Here is a 14,209-nt window from a genome sequence, read left to right as displayed (position 1 = left end):
GAACTCAAAGGGATAGAAACTGGGGTTCAAGATCAGAGGCGACTAGGAGCCTCTTCACGCTTTTCGGGACATCGACTGGGCTCTCGAAGTCACTCGCGGAAGCTCTCGCACTTTGGTTGTCACCAGTGTCGAGGGCGGGATGCGGATTTGCAGTTCGGCTGCTTCTGACAATTCACATTCGATACCGGAGGGCGTGCTAAGCGCCGCCCTGTCTTTCTGAATCACTCGCTTAGGGCCTTGAGGATCGGCGTGGACCATAGAATCAGAATGAATCCGATGCCCGACCAAACATCACAGCATCCCAGTTCCGATAATCCCGGCGCATTTCAGGCCTCCCTGCCAACACATCGGATCTCGTACGGAATCCCGCGCTCACACCCACTCTGAGAGGGGCGCTGTATACGTCGCGGCGTCTATAGCGCGGGCGACGCGTAAAAATGGAGTTGGTGAAAGCTGGATTGGGTTCAAGAGTTCCTGTTGCCGAGCAGCAGAAGACGAAACCGAGCTCGCCGATTGGACATTAGCGACCAGCCATGATCGTCCGTTCTCCTGGCAAACATCAAGAAAACAGAATCGACTTTTTCAGCGGCATCGACCCGATGCTGGCGATTATGGCCGTTTTCCCTCCGTTTCGCTCTTGGTCGCAGGCAGGTTGCCCGAACACCACGGAATCGTCGCGTTGAGCCGATCGCCACGAATGTTCGAAGTACTCATGGGCTTGCTGCGCTCGCGGCCGCCGTGCCAGGCAACAGGATTAGGTCGAGGGTCTTTCCTGGCCCCGGGGTTCTCACACGGCAAGCCTTCCTCGCGAGCCGATGCTATCGTGCCAGTTTCGCAGACCGGGTGGCTATGTCGCGTAAGACAGAACGGAGAAGCATTCCAATTTCCTGTTCGGCGAGCCCCGGTCCAATTCCTGATTCGGACAGTTGGACGAGAATTGTCTTGACGGTGCTGCGCCAGAACGCGTTCGCGTCCTCCCCGTCCTTGGATTCCAGAACCCGCGCGATACCTTCGACCAATTTCCGCCGACGATGCAGCGGAAACGCGATTATATTTGATTCACCCATCGATCACCTCACGCCTTCAGCTTCGCAAATAAGCATTGGCGGGTTAAAAGATTTAGTTAACAGCGCAATTGTGCAAAGTGCTCATCAGTGGAACAAGGGGCGCCCTACTGCCCAATCCGGCGTTGGGCTGTCAGTCTGAGGGACCAACCTGAACGTTGCGAAAGGGAGGGCTTCGTGAGGGTCAGTCCCTGAAACGGCATCCACCGACTAAGTGGGATTCTAGAGCCAAGGCATCCCGCGCTTCCGGTCTCAATTTCGTCGTCAGCGCCATCGTTCATGGAACTCCGTCTATCTTGACCAAGCAGCGACGCACCTGCGCAGTGCGGACTATCCCGAATGACCTACTCAAACACGTATCGCCACGCAGTTGGGAACACATCAACCTCACCTGGGATTCTGAGCACCAGATGCCCGAAGGCGTCGATCGCTTCGCTTGCCAGCACCAATCCGACGGGCGGCATGATGTTCATGCTCCGTTCGACCTTAGCGGACATTCTGAGCAGCTCGTGTTCTGACCGCTTGGACGACAGGTCACCTTCGCTTATATTCTGGCCATATGGTCAGTTTTTTGGGGGCGTCATGAAGAACATTGCCGTCGTTGAGGCAAAATCCCGGTTCTCGGCCTTGCTGGTTGAGGTCGAGGCGGGCGAGGAAATCGCCGTCACCCGGCGCGGGAAGGTCGTTGCACGGCTTGTGCCGGATCGCCCACGAAACTGGCACAAGCACGTCTCCCGCCACATCCAATGGTCTCTCGTGTCATCGGCACGTTCTGACCTCGCAGGATGAGTTCCACCTCGACAGCGATCAGCCGTGCGGCCTCGTCGCGCCAATGTCGGCTTGGACGACTTCCCGCAGCCGGCAAATTTCTCGCTTCGTCATGGCGACAGCTCATCCACTGGTCAGAGTCAGACACAATGTTCGGTCGGCCGTTACTCCAGAAAGCGGTCCTCGTCGACTTTGACCTGATCCATCCTTTGCAGACGGAACACCTCCTCGACGGAAACGATGTCTAGGTTGACGTTGTGGATGCCGCGATCCTTGAGAATACGCGCGAAGACATCCTTCATCGCCGTGACCGAAGCGCGGATCGCGTGGTTGCCATAGATCACGATCGCGATCCTGCCGAGCGCCTTGATACGTTCCTCGTTCATCTCCGGATACGCCGTCGGCACGATCACGATCGGCGCCTTGCCGCTCCAGGCACGCACGAAGCTTTCAACTTCGTCCGGCGCCTTCTGTTTCGAGTGGATGAGGATCATGTCGGCGCCGGCCGCTTCATAGGCTGCTGCGCGCTTCAGGGCCTCCTCTTCGCCGAGACCGGCGATCAGCGCTTCTGTCCGAGCGATGACGAGGAAGTTAGGGTCGGTGCGGGTGCTGATGGCCGCGTTGATCTTGCCCTGAAACTCCTCGACCCGAAGTAGTTCCTGGCGGCCGCCGGCGGCGAGGCTGGTGACCTTCGGGAAGGTCTTGTCCTCGATGACAACCGCCGAGGCGCCGGCGCGTTCATATTCGGAGATGGCATGGATGACATTGATCGCATTGCCGTAGCCGGTGTCGATATCGGCGACGATCGGCAGCGACGACCGGCCAGCGATCGCCCGCAGCATGTCAAGGTGCTGCGTCATCGAGATGAGGCTCATGTCCGGCAGACCGTAAAGGGCGGAGAGCTCGAAGCCTGAGGCCCAGATCCCGTCGAAACCGGCTTCCTCGGCCAGGACGGCCGAAAGCGGGCTATGGGCGGCCATGATCCGGACGAGGCCGCGTTCGGCCATGCGGTCACGCAGTTGCTTCGCTTTGCTCATACGTCTTCTCGCTTGTGGACAGGGCGGTGCAGGCGGCGAAAATGCGGCCGCAGGCGCGCTTCAACTCGTCTTCTGATGCGGCATAGGAAACGCGAATATAGGGTGAGGCCATGAACCCGCTGCCGGGCACCACGGCGACACCGAACTGCTCCAGCAGATACATGGCGAAATCCATGTCGCTCTCGATCACCTTGCCCGTGGCGGTCACCTTGCCAATGACGCCGGCGCAGGAGACGAAAACATAGAACGCGCCGTCCGGCACGCGGCAGCTCAGGCCCTCGGCCTCATTGATTTGCTCCACGACGAGATCGCGACGCTTTCGGAAGGCGGACACGAACTCGGCGATGTGATCCTGGTTGCCGGCAATGGCCTCGATCGTGGCATATTGCGAGATGGAACTTGTATGCGACGAGGTCTGGCCCTCGATCGTGTTCATCGCCTTGATGAGCTCTTTCGGACCAGCCCCGTAACCAAGGCGCCAGCCGGTCATGGCGCTGGACTTCGATACGCCGTTGACCGTCAGCACCCTTTCAATGAGGTCCGGCGCGGCCTCGGCCATCGTCGCGAAGGGCACGTCATAGACGAGCTTTTCATAGATATCGTCCGAAAGGACGTGGACATGGCTGTGTCGGCGTAGGACCTCGGCCAGGGCGGCCAGATCGGCCCTGGAGTAGACCGCGCCGGTCGGATTGTTCGGCGAGTTCAGCATCAACCATTTGGTGCGCGGCGTGATAGCTGCCGCGAGATCTTGTGGCTTCAGCTTGAAACCCAGCCGCTCAGGGCAGGGAACGAGCACCGGTTCGCCGCCGGCAAGCCGCACCATGTCGGGATAGGAAACCCAGCAGGGCGTAGGGATGATGACCTCGTCCCCGGTGTCGAGGCTGGCGAAAAGTGCGTTGAAGACCACCTGCTTTGCGCCGCAGCCGACGGTGATCTGATCGATGTCGTAATCGAGCCCGTTGTCGCGGAGAAGCTTCTGCCGGATCGCCTCGCGCAGCGGCTTGACGCCAGCAACCGGGGTATATCGCGTCTTGCCATTGAGAATGGCGGCAATGCCGGCTTGCTGGACGGCCTCTGGCGTGTCGAAGTCCGGTTCGCCCTGGCTCAGCGTGACGATATCGACACCTTGTTCGCGCAAGGCACACGCCTTGGCAGTCATGGCCTTTGTCTGGGAGGGTCGGACGGCCTGCAGTCTTTTGGCGAGTAAGGGCAATGGACTTTCCTCAAAGCAGCGAGTTATGCCCAGAGCTAGATGGGGCGCCCCAAGCTCGCTAGTTTTGGCATCGCGAAAAGCGGCCAAAAGGATCGCGTTCTGCGATGCATCATTGCGGCCAGGATTTATTTCCCGGTGCTCTCCTCTTCGGTCTTTTTCCGGCAGAGCCTAGTGAGCCAGCGGCAGAAGGCTCGGGCGAGATCGGGGTTGCCGCTGCGATCGACCGCATAGGCCCGATATTGCATGCCGCTCGGTGCCCGCGAGCCGGGAAGCACGTCCAGAAGGCACTGCCTGATCAGGTCCGCTACGATGATATAGGGTGTCACCAGCAAGGTCTGGCCGGTCGTTACCGCCGGGAGGGCCAGATAGTGGTGGTCGTAGCGCGCCCCCGAAAGAATATCCGACGTCTTCAGGTCCATGCCGCGAAGCCAGATCGGCAAGATGTCCGGCCGCGAGGTGACGGCAATCATCGGGGTGGTGCGCAGCGCTTCGAGCCCGCGGCCGGCGACACAGTTTGGCGATCCGACGCAGACGAGGTGCTCGTCATAGAAATCCCAGCGATCCGCCGGTTCGCTCACTGTTAGGTCCCGGGTGAGGAGCACGTCGAAACTGTCGTCCGAAGCAGGGGCCGACAGAGTGCTGATGACGTCGACCGTGACGCCGCCCATTTCCTTCGAGAAGTCGCTCAAGTTGGGAATGAGCAGCGTATAGGCGAAGGTCGAGAGCGAGGTTCTGACGACGAGCCGGTTGGCATCCTTCCTGTCACCGCGGCGGCGCATCCGCATTGCCGTGAAGAGGATCGTCTCGAGAGGTTCGGCGACGGCATCGGCGAACAGCCGCCCGAAATCCGTGAGCTGGCTTTGACGCCCGCGCCGTTCGAGCAGCTTGGCGCCGAAATATTCCTCCAGCACCGCGATGTGGCGGCTCACGGAGCTCTGGGTGATGCCAAGCGTCTTCGAGGCCCTGGTGACGGTCTTGTCGCGTGCGACCTGCACGAAAGCCCGAACGGCGTTGAGCGAAAGATCTTTTTCCTCGGCCAAATCCCCCCCTTGAGCACGCGCGGCAACCCATCCGGAATCGATGGTTTGCTATCGCAATATTCGATACATGTCACCTGCCTGTAACAAAATGCTTTGATCTTCTGCCGCGACAATAGTTCATCAATGAGGTGGTTTTCCGCCGCGCTCGGCTGGACTGAGAGAGTATCCGTGGGCGTAGAAAGAGATCCCACAAGCCCGGAGCGACGTGGTTGTTCGCGAAGCTGCACAGGAGACAGGTACGCACATGTTTTTGACAACGCGACGCAATCTATTGGTAGCCGGGGCGGCAAGCGGTCTTCTGACAATGACTGGAGTACCTTCAGCGAAGGCCCAGGACGCCGATCGCCGCACGCTTAGGATCGGCATGTCCGGCTTCCCAGCGGCCATTGAACCAGTCCTCTACAACAGTACAGCCACGCGACGCGTCGTCCCACAGATGTTCGATACGCTCATTGGCTTTGATCAGACGGAAAAGATGGCATTACGCCCGGCACTCGCCGAGCGCTGGGAGCGCGTTGACGGGCAGTCGCTACGCCTGTTCCTGCGCAAAGGCGTGACCTTTCACGATGGCAGTCCCTTTACCGCCCGCGACGTCGCTTTTTCGCTCAGCCCCGATCATCTGCTCGGACCCGGTAAGGCCGGCAAGACCGTCGCCATGCAAACGCTCGATACCGTTGACCGCGTTGAAATTGCCGACGACCACACCGTCCTCGTTCACGCTAAGGGCGATGATGCGCTTTTGGAGATGCGTCTCGCCTCCTGGGCATCGGAAATCGTCGGTAGCCGCGCTTATGAAGCCGCGGGATCCTGGGACAAGTGGATCGCTGCGCCCGTCGGCACCGGTCCGTATCGCATCGTCAGCCAGTCGCTCGACGTGAACATCGTGCTGGCGGCATTCGATGACTACTGGGGTGGAAAGCCGCCATACGCTGGTATCGAGTATCGGATAATCCCGGAGCTTGCTTCACGTATCAACGCGCTCACTGCGGGCGAAGTCGGTTTCATCACCGACCTCTCGCCGGACATGTTCTCTGGCATCGAAAGCCAGCAGGGGCTCGAAGTAGCAGGTGGCGCGGTCCAGAATACGCGCTCTTTGGCGATCGACACAACGGGACCCGTTGTCTCAAAGGTCGGCGTACGGCGGGCGCTCAGCCTGGCGCTCGACCGTAAGGCCTTGGTCGAAGCGCTGTGGCAGAACCGAGTTCTGGTGCCGAACGGCTTTCAGTTCCCCAGCTTCGGAGAAGGTTATATCGAGGACTTTGCTGCTCTTGCCTACGATCCTGACCTGGCGCGAGAACTTCTTAGCGAAAGCCGCTACAACGGCGAAACCGTCACGTACAAACTTCTCAACAACTATTATCCCAATCAGGTGGCCGGCGCTCAGGTCATGGTCGAGATGTGGCGGACCGTCGGCCTCAATGTCGAAATCCAGATGATGGAGAACTTCGCCCAGATTCAACAGAAGCCGATCAACGCGATTTATGACAATTCGACCACGGCAATCTTTCCGGACTTGTTGGCCCACGCTTGGCGTCTCTTGGGTCCAAACGGCGAACTTCCGAAGCTGGGCATGTGGCAAGACAAGGAATTCTTCGCTCTTGGCGAGAAACTCAAATCAACGGTGGACGCAGCGGCTCGCCGCGCGGTCATCCGCAGGATGCTGGAAATCATCGATCACGAGAATCCGCCCTGCGTCCTGCTGCATGGCTCCGGTCAGTTCTATGGCAAGCGCAAGGATATCGCCTGGGTCCCGGGGCAGACACTTGACCTGAACTTCGGTCCATTTAACGCCGCCTATACGCAAAACTGATGCCCACGCGAGGAGGGACGGCGATGGCAAATCTCGCCGGCACTGCACCAGCATCCGCATTGCCGGCGGCTTCGTCGTCGCAACCGTTGCTCACGATCGAAGGCCTCTCCGTCGACTTCAGCGGCGTCCAGGTAATTAGGGGGGTCGACCTCACGGTCGCACGGGGCGAGTCAATCGGTATTGTCGGCGAGTCAGGTAGCGGCAAGTCCGTTACCTGGCTTGCTGCGCTCGGGTTGCTGCCTCGCACGGCTACAGTGTCGGGAAGCATTCGGCTGGAAGGCGAAGAACTGCGTGGCGCATCAGCGATGCGGCTCGACCGGATTAGGGGCGGGCGCGTGGCGATGATCTTCCAGGATCCGTCCAGCGCGCTCAATCCTGTCATCCGAATTGGTCGGCAGATTGGCGAAGTTCTCGCGCGACATCAGGGGGTGTCGGGCTCGAACATTCGGGGCGAGACAAAACGTCTTTTTGAGCTCGTTGGCCTGCCGGACGCGGGACGTCGCTTCGACGCTTATCCCCATGAACTGTCCGGCGGTCAGAACCAACGGGTCATGATCGCCACGGCGCTCGCCGGAAAGCCGGACGTCCTGGTTGCCGACGAGCCGACCACCGCGCTCGACGCGACAATCCAGGCCCAGATACTGGACCTCTTGACTACCATTCGGCGCGAGACGGGCATGGCTCTTGTTCTCATCAGCCACGATCTCGGCGTCGTTTCCGAAACCTGCGAGCGCATCATAGTGATGTATGGCGGCCGCATCGTCGAGACAGCGCCGTCAGCCTCGATTTTTGCCAGTCCGCGGCATCCCTATACGCAGGGGCTCCTTGCGGCCTTGCCGCCTTTCGAAGGCGCGTTGAAACGGCTCATTCCCATCGAGGGCCAGGTGCCGGAGCCGGCAAACGTGCCTCCAGGGTGCCCGTTTGCGCCCCGCTGTCCGCAACGCATGCCGGTTTGTGACGCGACCATTCCGCCACTCACGCAAACCGAAGCCGGCCGCTTCTCCGCCTGCATAGCAGGGCCCGCCACGGAGGCCCAGCAGCCCTTAAAACTAAAGGCGAGCGTGCCGGCATGACTGCAAGCATTCTTGACCTGCACGGCATTTCGCGCAGCTATTCGACGCGGAAGGGGCTCTTCGGAACAAAGGTGCCTGTCCACGCTGTTGATGAAGTCTCACTGTCTCTGAAAGAGGGGCAGACGCTGGCTCTCGTCGGCGAATCAGGATCGGGAAAATCAACCACAGGACGGATCGCGCTCGGCCTTGAACGGCCGAACAGCGGATATGTGCTCTTCCGAGGTACTGAACTGCCGCCCGCCAATACACCAGCGTGGCGCCGCATGCGCACGCATATGCAACTGATCCACCAGGATCCACTCGCCGCGCTGGACCGCCGACTGTCGATCCTCAATCAGGTCAGGGAACCACTGGACATCCATGACATCGGGTCTGCATCGAAGCGGAACAATGAAGCGCTGGCTATGCTCGATGCAGTTGGCCTGAATGCGAGTCATGCCTCGAGCCTGCCTTATCAACTGTCGGGTGGGCAGAGTCAGCGTGCTGTTCTTGCTCGGGCGCTTATCATGCGACCGGCGTTGTTGGTCTGCGATGAGCCGGTCTCGGCTCTTGACGTCTCGATCCAGGCCCAGGTCGTGAACCTACTCATGGACCTTCAAAAGGACCTACGTCTTACTCTCCTCTTCATCAGTCACGATTTGAAAGTGGTTCGCCAGGTCAGTCAGCATACGGCTGTGATGTATCTCGGTCGTATCGTTGAATATGGCGAGACAAATCTTTTGCTCTCGAGCCCAACCCACCCCTATACTAAGGCGCTTGTCTCAGCGGTACCTGTTGTAGGCCGGCGCACGCGCGAGCGCATCATGCTCAAAGGCGAACCACCCAACCCTGCAGCCCGTCCGACCGGCTGCGCGTTTCACCCTCGCTGTTCCATCGCGCGGCCGCAGTGCGTGAGAGTCTCCCCCACATTCTCGACTCTGCCGGACGGACGATCCGTTGCTTGTCATGCCGTCCATACCAACCCGCCGAGCAAGAAGGTTGAAACCTGATGTTTCGGTTTTTTGCTATCCGTGTCTTGCGTGCCGTTCTGACCATCGCGCTGGTGGTCACGTTCGCCTTCATCGTCCTGAGGCTCTCGGGAGATCCGGCCCGCAGCGTCATGGGGGACGACGCCTCGCCCGAGGCCATGGCCGCCTTTCGCCGGGAGTGGGGGCTGGATCTGCCACTCTGGATCCAATATCTCCATTACTTCGCAGCGATCTTTCAGGGCGAACTCGGCCGGTCGATGCGTGGAGGCGGGCCTGCGCTTGACCTTGTTCTGGGACGTATCCCGGCAACGCTTATGCTGACCCTTCCTGCACTTCTGATGAAACTGGCCATCGGTATTCCAGCCGGTATCTATGCCGCTTTGCATCGGGACAGCGCCATTGACCGTGCCGTCATGGTCACGGCGGTCGCAGGATATACGGTGCCGAGCTTTGTCCTCGGTCTCGTATTGGTTCAAGTCCTTGCAATCTGGCTTGCGTGGCTGCCGACCGGCGGCACGGGCAGTCTGCAGCATCTAATCCTGCCGATCATCACTCTCGGCGTTGGTGGTGCTGCCGTGCTCGCACGGTTCATTCGGAGCGCTATGCTGGAGGTACTGGGGCAGCCGTACATTCGCACTGCCAGTGCCAAGGGTATCCCCTGGGCCGCGGTTGTGCGTGGTCACGCCCTGCCGAACGCCGCAATTCCTGCCGTTACCATTGTCGGCTTCATGGTCGGCAATCTGATCGCTGGTTCGGTTGTGGTCGAGAGCGTGTTCTCCTGGCCGGGTGTCGGCAATCTGCTGGTTGTGTCGGTGACAGCCCGCGATCTGGCGGTTGTGCAGTGTATTCTCCTGCTGGTGGCCGCCACAATGGTGGTCTCCAACCTCATCGTGGACTTCCTCTACGGCATCCTCGATCCGCGCCTGGCCAACGCGAACTCGACCGGGGGGCGCTGAGCAATGAACATGATGGGAAAAGTAACCGAAACGGCGACTGGCACGCGAGAGACCACGAAACACCGCCGAATTCCTTTCTCCGTCATCGCCAGCGTGCTCTGGATCGTTTTTATCGTCATAGTGGCGCTGCTCGCTGATGGAATCGCCCCGTACCAATACACCGCGCTTGATCTGCCTAACCGGCTGGCCTCGCCGTTACACCCTCACCATGTGCTTGGAACAGACGAACTCGGACGCGATATTCTATCGCGACTGATCGTATCTGTTCGTATCTCAATTCTGGTCGCCCTTGGGGCAACGCTGATTTCGGCGTGCTTGGGCACGACCATGGGCTTTGCTGCGGCCCACTTTGGTGGGCGCGTCGAGCAGTTCATCCTGATGCTCGCTGACTTTCAGGCAGCCATGCCTTTCCTCATCCTTTCCCTGTCGGTGCTTGCGTTTTTCGGAAACGCTTTGCCGCTGTTCATTGGACTGATGGGACTTTATGGCTGGGAACGCTACGCGCGTATCGCACGCGGGCTTGCGGTCGCCGCCAGCGCGCAAGGCTACGCCGGAGCTGTTCGTCAGTTGGGTGCGAGCCCAATGCAGGTATATCTGCGGCACATCCTTCCGAATATCTCGTCGACGCTCATTGTTTCCATGACGCTGACCTTCCCGGAGATCATCCTCATGGAAACCAGCCTGTCCTTTCTGGGCCTTGGCGTTCAGCCCCCGATGACGAGCCTCGGAAACATGCTCGGCTATGGCCGGGAGTATATGACACGTGCGCCCTGGATCATGCTTGCGCCTGCTGTGCTGATCGTCGCGACGACACTCTCCATCAGCTTGTTGGGCGACTGGCTGCTCGACCGGTTGGATAACGGCCCACGTTGACGCCCATACAGCTGCCTCGTTCTGGTGTTCAGCCTCCTCAGTCCAGAGCGCCGAAACGACCGTCGGATGTTTGAGCAGCGCCAACTAAAAGATTTGCATGTGGGAACGGCCACTAGAACCGTTTCTATGAATAGGAATACATCAATGGTGTTTCTCCGCCCACTTAATCGTAAGCGTGCGCAGATCCTCATGGAGCAGGATGGGCTGGACGGAATCATACTAATCCAACCCGAGTCGATCATCTATGGCACAGGAGCACGCCCAGGCAGCGCGGCCGGCTGGCGACGGGCTGGCGCTGCTTTTGTGATCGTGCCCGCCGATTCACGAGAGCCGATCACCGCGATTATCGGCGATTTCTACGCTGAAGAATTCCGAGCTGCTTCCGGAATTGACGACATCGTCACCTTTCCTGTTTGGGTCGATCTGATCGACATTAGTGAGATCCCCGATGGGTATCTCATTGAGCGGCTTTCGACCGCTCGCCCGCCAGAGCAAGTGCGTCTGAGACCAGCAACCTTTGACCGCAAACAAACATTTGCGCTGCTTGCTGGGGCCCTGGCCGGCCGCGGGCTTTCAACTGCACGGCTCGGAACCGAAAACGCTTTCCTGCCGGTTGAAGACCAAGCCTTGTTCAATGAAGCATGCCCCAATGTTCGCTGGTCGGATGCCTCGACGCTCGTCGGTCGCCTTCGAATGATCAAGTCCACCGGCGAAATCAACCGGCTGAAGCTCGCTGCCCAATCAGCCGAAGCTGGCACGGCAGCGGCCATCGCCCACATCCGGCCCGGCCGTACCGCTGACGAGCTGTTCTCAATTTTCCGCACGGCCTCTGCGCAACGCGCAGCCGAGCTGGGATACCATGGCCCGGTTTTGCCGAACGGCGCCATCACGATCGGACCTGGAGCGACCGGCAAAGGCCGACCGGCACAACGAGGAGACGTGATCCGTCTCGATCTTGGCTGTGTCGTTGACGGCTACACTTCCGATTGCGCACGCACCGCTGTGCTCGGTCGGCCGAGCGCGGATCAGCAGGCAATTTACGGTGCCCTGCGTATCGCGTTCGAATCCGGGTTGGAACGCCTCCGCCCCGGGGTGCCATTGCGAGAGGTCTATACGACTGCGATGAAGACAATGCATGTGCAAGGGTTTGACATGTATTGTCGCGGCCATTTTGGCCACGGTGTCGGGGCGTCGATATTCGTCGAGGAATGGCCGTTCATCTCGGCGGATGAAACGACGGAAATCGAGCCCGGCATGGTGCTCGCATATGAGTTGCCCTGGTATATCCGTGGCCTCGGAGCGTTCATGCTGGAAGATCAATTCATTATCGGCGCCGACTCTTCCGAACCATGCTGGTCGTTGTCGCGTGAGCTCGCGATATGCGACTGCTAGCGAAATGGCGTCTTTGTCAAACGTGACTGCGAGATACACGGTATGCGCTTTCTCATCGTCAGCTTCGACGGCCTGCGTCCTGACCTGGTCGCACCCGACCTGACACCGAACCTCTGCCGACTACAGGCCTATGGCATCACCTTGTCGAACCATCGCACGGTCTATCCAAGCGAAACCCGCTCGGCCTTTCCCAGTTTCGTGACCGGTTCGACGACGAGCCGGCATGGCATGGTTGGGAACAAATATGTCGACCGTTCGGTAACTCCGTCCCGCTACATCGACACAGCAGACGAGGTTCTCCTGCGCAAGCTTGACCTCGAAAGCGGTGGGCGGCTGATGTCCACACAGACGCTAGGGGAAATCCTCGCTTCGGACGGTCGCAGTCTTGCCGTCTTGGCCACCAACTCGCCCGGCACGACTCGCTTTTTCCACCACAAGGCGGAGGATTTCCGGCAGGTTCGGCTTTCAGGGCATTTCCGCGGGGCCTGCACGCCGGACGATCTGCTGGCTGAAGCCGAAGAGTTGCTTGGGCCGTTGCTGCCAGATCCGCCCAGCACCGAGCCTGACAAGGCCGGCCAAGATTGGATCACCTCAGCATTTCTTGAGGTGGTCTGGCCGAAATACCGGCCTGATGTGACAGTCCTCTCCTACGGCGAGCCAGACATCACTTCGCACTTCCATGGCACAGGCGCTGAGGCAACTCGGTCGATCATCGCGCATTGCGACCGCCAGTTTGGCCGGGTGCTAGACTGGTGGGAAGCAGAGGGACGTGCTGAAGGCGTACAGGTCATCGCGATCTCCGACCACGGACACATCACGGGTCAAACCCAGGTTTCGGTCGTCGACAGCCTGCGTCGTGCGGGCTACCGACCCGGTACCGCACCCGCACTAGACGTCGATGTCGTGGTGGTGCCCGGGCAGGTCGGCGCGCTCTATCTCGCTGACCCAAGCGACGAACGGGTCGCCCGGATCGTGGCGACGATCACCGGCGAGCCGTGGTGCGGGCCGGTTTTTACCCAGGCGAAGAACGAGACCGAGGGCATCGCCCCGGGAAGCCTTGGCAAACATCTGGTCTTTATCGATCATTCTCGCGCACCGGATGTGTCTTTCTCCTTCCGCGCGAATGACAGTATCGATCCATTCGGCCTTGTCGGCGGTACTTTCTACGAAGACAACCTCTGTCTAGGCGTCCATGGTGGTCTGCATCCGAAGGAGTTGGCCGCCCTGGGAATCATCGCTGGTTCAGCTTTCCCTGCCGCAGGTTCCGTCTCCACAACCCCTTCCGGCATCTGCGATTTTGCACCGACCATTCTGCATCTACTTAGAATAGCGCAGCCGGGAAGCATGACCGGCCGCGTTCTGACCGAAATCGTTGAGCCAAGACATAAGGCTGCCCCCGAAATTCGCAGTGAAGCTTTCGATGTGGGGCTTGGCCGTTTCAGGCAGGTTCTTCGGCGTGTTCACGTTGGACCCTCGACTTATATCGAGAGCGGGACGGCGGAAGGGTAGGCCGCATGTTTGCGCAGAGGCAGGCCTTCAACAAAGGAATCGGGGACGATCGCCAGGTGGTGACCCAGGACATGAACCGGCAGCACCCTGGCCCACAGAAGTTTAGCGCCGGCTCGGCCGTACATGGCTGCGCTTGAACCGGCATGCATTGCCCGAAGTGCCAGCGGCAGGGCCTGCCGGGATTGGCTTGCCGCTTGCCCGGACGAACTCTTGCGCGTTGTGGTCTTCACGCCCCGGCCAAGATCAAGCCGATCGCCTTCCAGAACAGGCGGTGGCCTACGTTCCATGAAGCGGGTAGACCGAACTATACGGCGACATCGCTGATCTGACGGAGCCGCCGCCTTCAGTCGCCGGCTTGCCGAGGTCCGCCGCCGCGAGTGCTGCGGGTCGCCAACGGCTTCTGGCGCATGTCATGACACCCGGCGGTCTAACACGCCCTGCCCAACCACTACTTCAACGAGCTCGTCTACGTCTGCTCTCAAGCTTTAATTCGGTCGAACTGCCGT

General features: G+C 59.9%; 12 protein-coding genes and 1 pseudogene. 9 read left to right on the top strand and 4 right to left on the bottom strand.

All coding sequences use genetic code 11. The features are described from left to right. Window positions 1-818 precede the first annotated feature (818 nt). Window positions 819-1,067, bottom strand: coding sequence for a DUF6074 family protein (locus IHQ72_RS35155; RefSeq protein ID WP_258120381.1), 249 nt, complete (start codon window positions 1,065-1,067; stop codon window positions 819-821). 224 nt (window positions 1,068-1,291) lie between these two features. On the opposite strand from IHQ72_RS35155, the pseudogene IHQ72_RS37370 reads away from it, so the two are divergent. Next, window positions 1,292-1,530: pseudogene (locus IHQ72_RS37370) on the top strand (Tn3 family transposase); the annotation flags it as partial. Between the two features lie 116 nt (window positions 1,531-1,646). Next, window positions 1,647-1,853 carry a type II toxin-antitoxin system Phd/YefM family antitoxin gene (locus IHQ72_RS35145; protein WP_258120377.1) on the top strand — a complete coding sequence of 69 codons (207 nt, stop codon included), beginning with the start codon at window positions 1,647-1,649 and terminating at the stop codon, window positions 1,851-1,853. 143 nt (window positions 1,854-1,996) lie between these two features. Here the strand turns inward: IHQ72_RS35145 and IHQ72_RS35140 are convergent, their stop codons facing one another. From IHQ72_RS35140 to IHQ72_RS35130, 3 genes are all read right to left on the bottom strand, one after another. Continuing rightward, on the bottom strand, window positions 1,997-2,869 hold the full coding sequence (locus IHQ72_RS35140; RefSeq protein WP_258120376.1) for a phosphonopyruvate hydrolase: 873 nt from the start codon (window positions 2,867-2,869) through the stop codon (window positions 1,997-1,999). After that, complete coding sequence (locus tag IHQ72_RS35135) at window positions 2,844-4,028, bottom strand: pyridoxal phosphate-dependent aminotransferase (RefSeq protein ID WP_258120375.1); 1,185 nt, start codon at window positions 4,026-4,028, stop codon at window positions 2,844-2,846. Before IHQ72_RS35135 ends, IHQ72_RS35140 begins: the two co-directional genes overlap by 26 nt. Before the next feature lie 179 nt (window positions 4,029-4,207). After that, window positions 4,208-5,122 carry a LysR family transcriptional regulator gene (locus tag IHQ72_RS35130; RefSeq protein WP_258120374.1) on the bottom strand — a complete coding sequence of 305 codons (915 nt, stop codon included), beginning with the start codon at window positions 5,120-5,122 and terminating at the stop codon, window positions 4,208-4,210. A 244-nt stretch (window positions 5,123-5,366) separates the two neighbouring features. Between IHQ72_RS35130 and IHQ72_RS35125 the strand changes: the two genes are divergently transcribed. The 7 genes from IHQ72_RS35125 (at window position 5,367) to IHQ72_RS35095 (ending at window position 13,703) form a co-directional block, all read left to right on the top strand. After that, complete coding sequence (locus IHQ72_RS35125) at window positions 5,367-6,932, top strand: ABC transporter substrate-binding protein (protein ID WP_258120372.1); 1,566 nt, start codon at window positions 5,367-5,369, stop codon at window positions 6,930-6,932. Window positions 6,933-6,955: 23 nt separating this feature from the next. Further along, window positions 6,956-8,005, top strand: a complete 1,050-nt coding sequence (locus tag IHQ72_RS35120; RefSeq protein WP_258120370.1) for an ABC transporter ATP-binding protein — start codon at window positions 6,956-6,958, stop codon at window positions 8,003-8,005. Further along, window positions 8,002-8,994, top strand: a complete 993-nt coding sequence (locus IHQ72_RS35115; RefSeq protein WP_258120369.1) for an ABC transporter ATP-binding protein — start codon at window positions 8,002-8,004, stop codon at window positions 8,992-8,994. The genes IHQ72_RS35120 and IHQ72_RS35115 overlap by 4 nt, the downstream gene beginning before the upstream one ends. After that, window positions 8,994-9,929, top strand: coding sequence for an ABC transporter permease (locus IHQ72_RS35110; protein WP_258120367.1), 936 nt, complete (start codon window positions 8,994-8,996; stop codon window positions 9,927-9,929). The genes IHQ72_RS35115 and IHQ72_RS35110 overlap by 1 nt, the downstream gene beginning before the upstream one ends. A gap of 12 nt (window positions 9,930-9,941) precedes the next feature. Next, window positions 9,942-10,802 (top strand): ABC transporter permease, encoded by an 861-nt coding sequence (locus IHQ72_RS35105; RefSeq protein WP_258124050.1) that lies wholly within the window; start codon window positions 9,942-9,944, stop codon window positions 10,800-10,802. Window positions 10,803-10,946: 144 nt separating this feature from the next. Further along, window positions 10,947-12,194 carry a M24 family metallopeptidase gene (locus tag IHQ72_RS35100; protein WP_258120365.1) on the top strand — a complete coding sequence of 416 codons (1,248 nt, stop codon included), beginning with the start codon at window positions 10,947-10,949 and terminating at the stop codon, window positions 12,192-12,194. Between the two features lie 42 nt (window positions 12,195-12,236). Continuing rightward, a complete protein-coding gene (locus tag IHQ72_RS35095) occupies window positions 12,237-13,703 on the top strand; it encodes an alkaline phosphatase family protein (protein WP_258120363.1) in 1,467 nt (488 codons plus the stop codon). The last annotated feature ends 506 nt before the right edge of the window (window positions 13,704-14,209 follow it).

Origin of the sequence: Mesorhizobium onobrychidis, from assembly GCF_024707545.1 — a bacterium.
GTDB classification, from domain to species: Bacteria; Pseudomonadota; Alphaproteobacteria; order Rhizobiales; family Rhizobiaceae; genus Mesorhizobium; species Mesorhizobium onobrychidis.
This window is presented reverse-complemented; position numbering and strand designations above follow the sequence as displayed.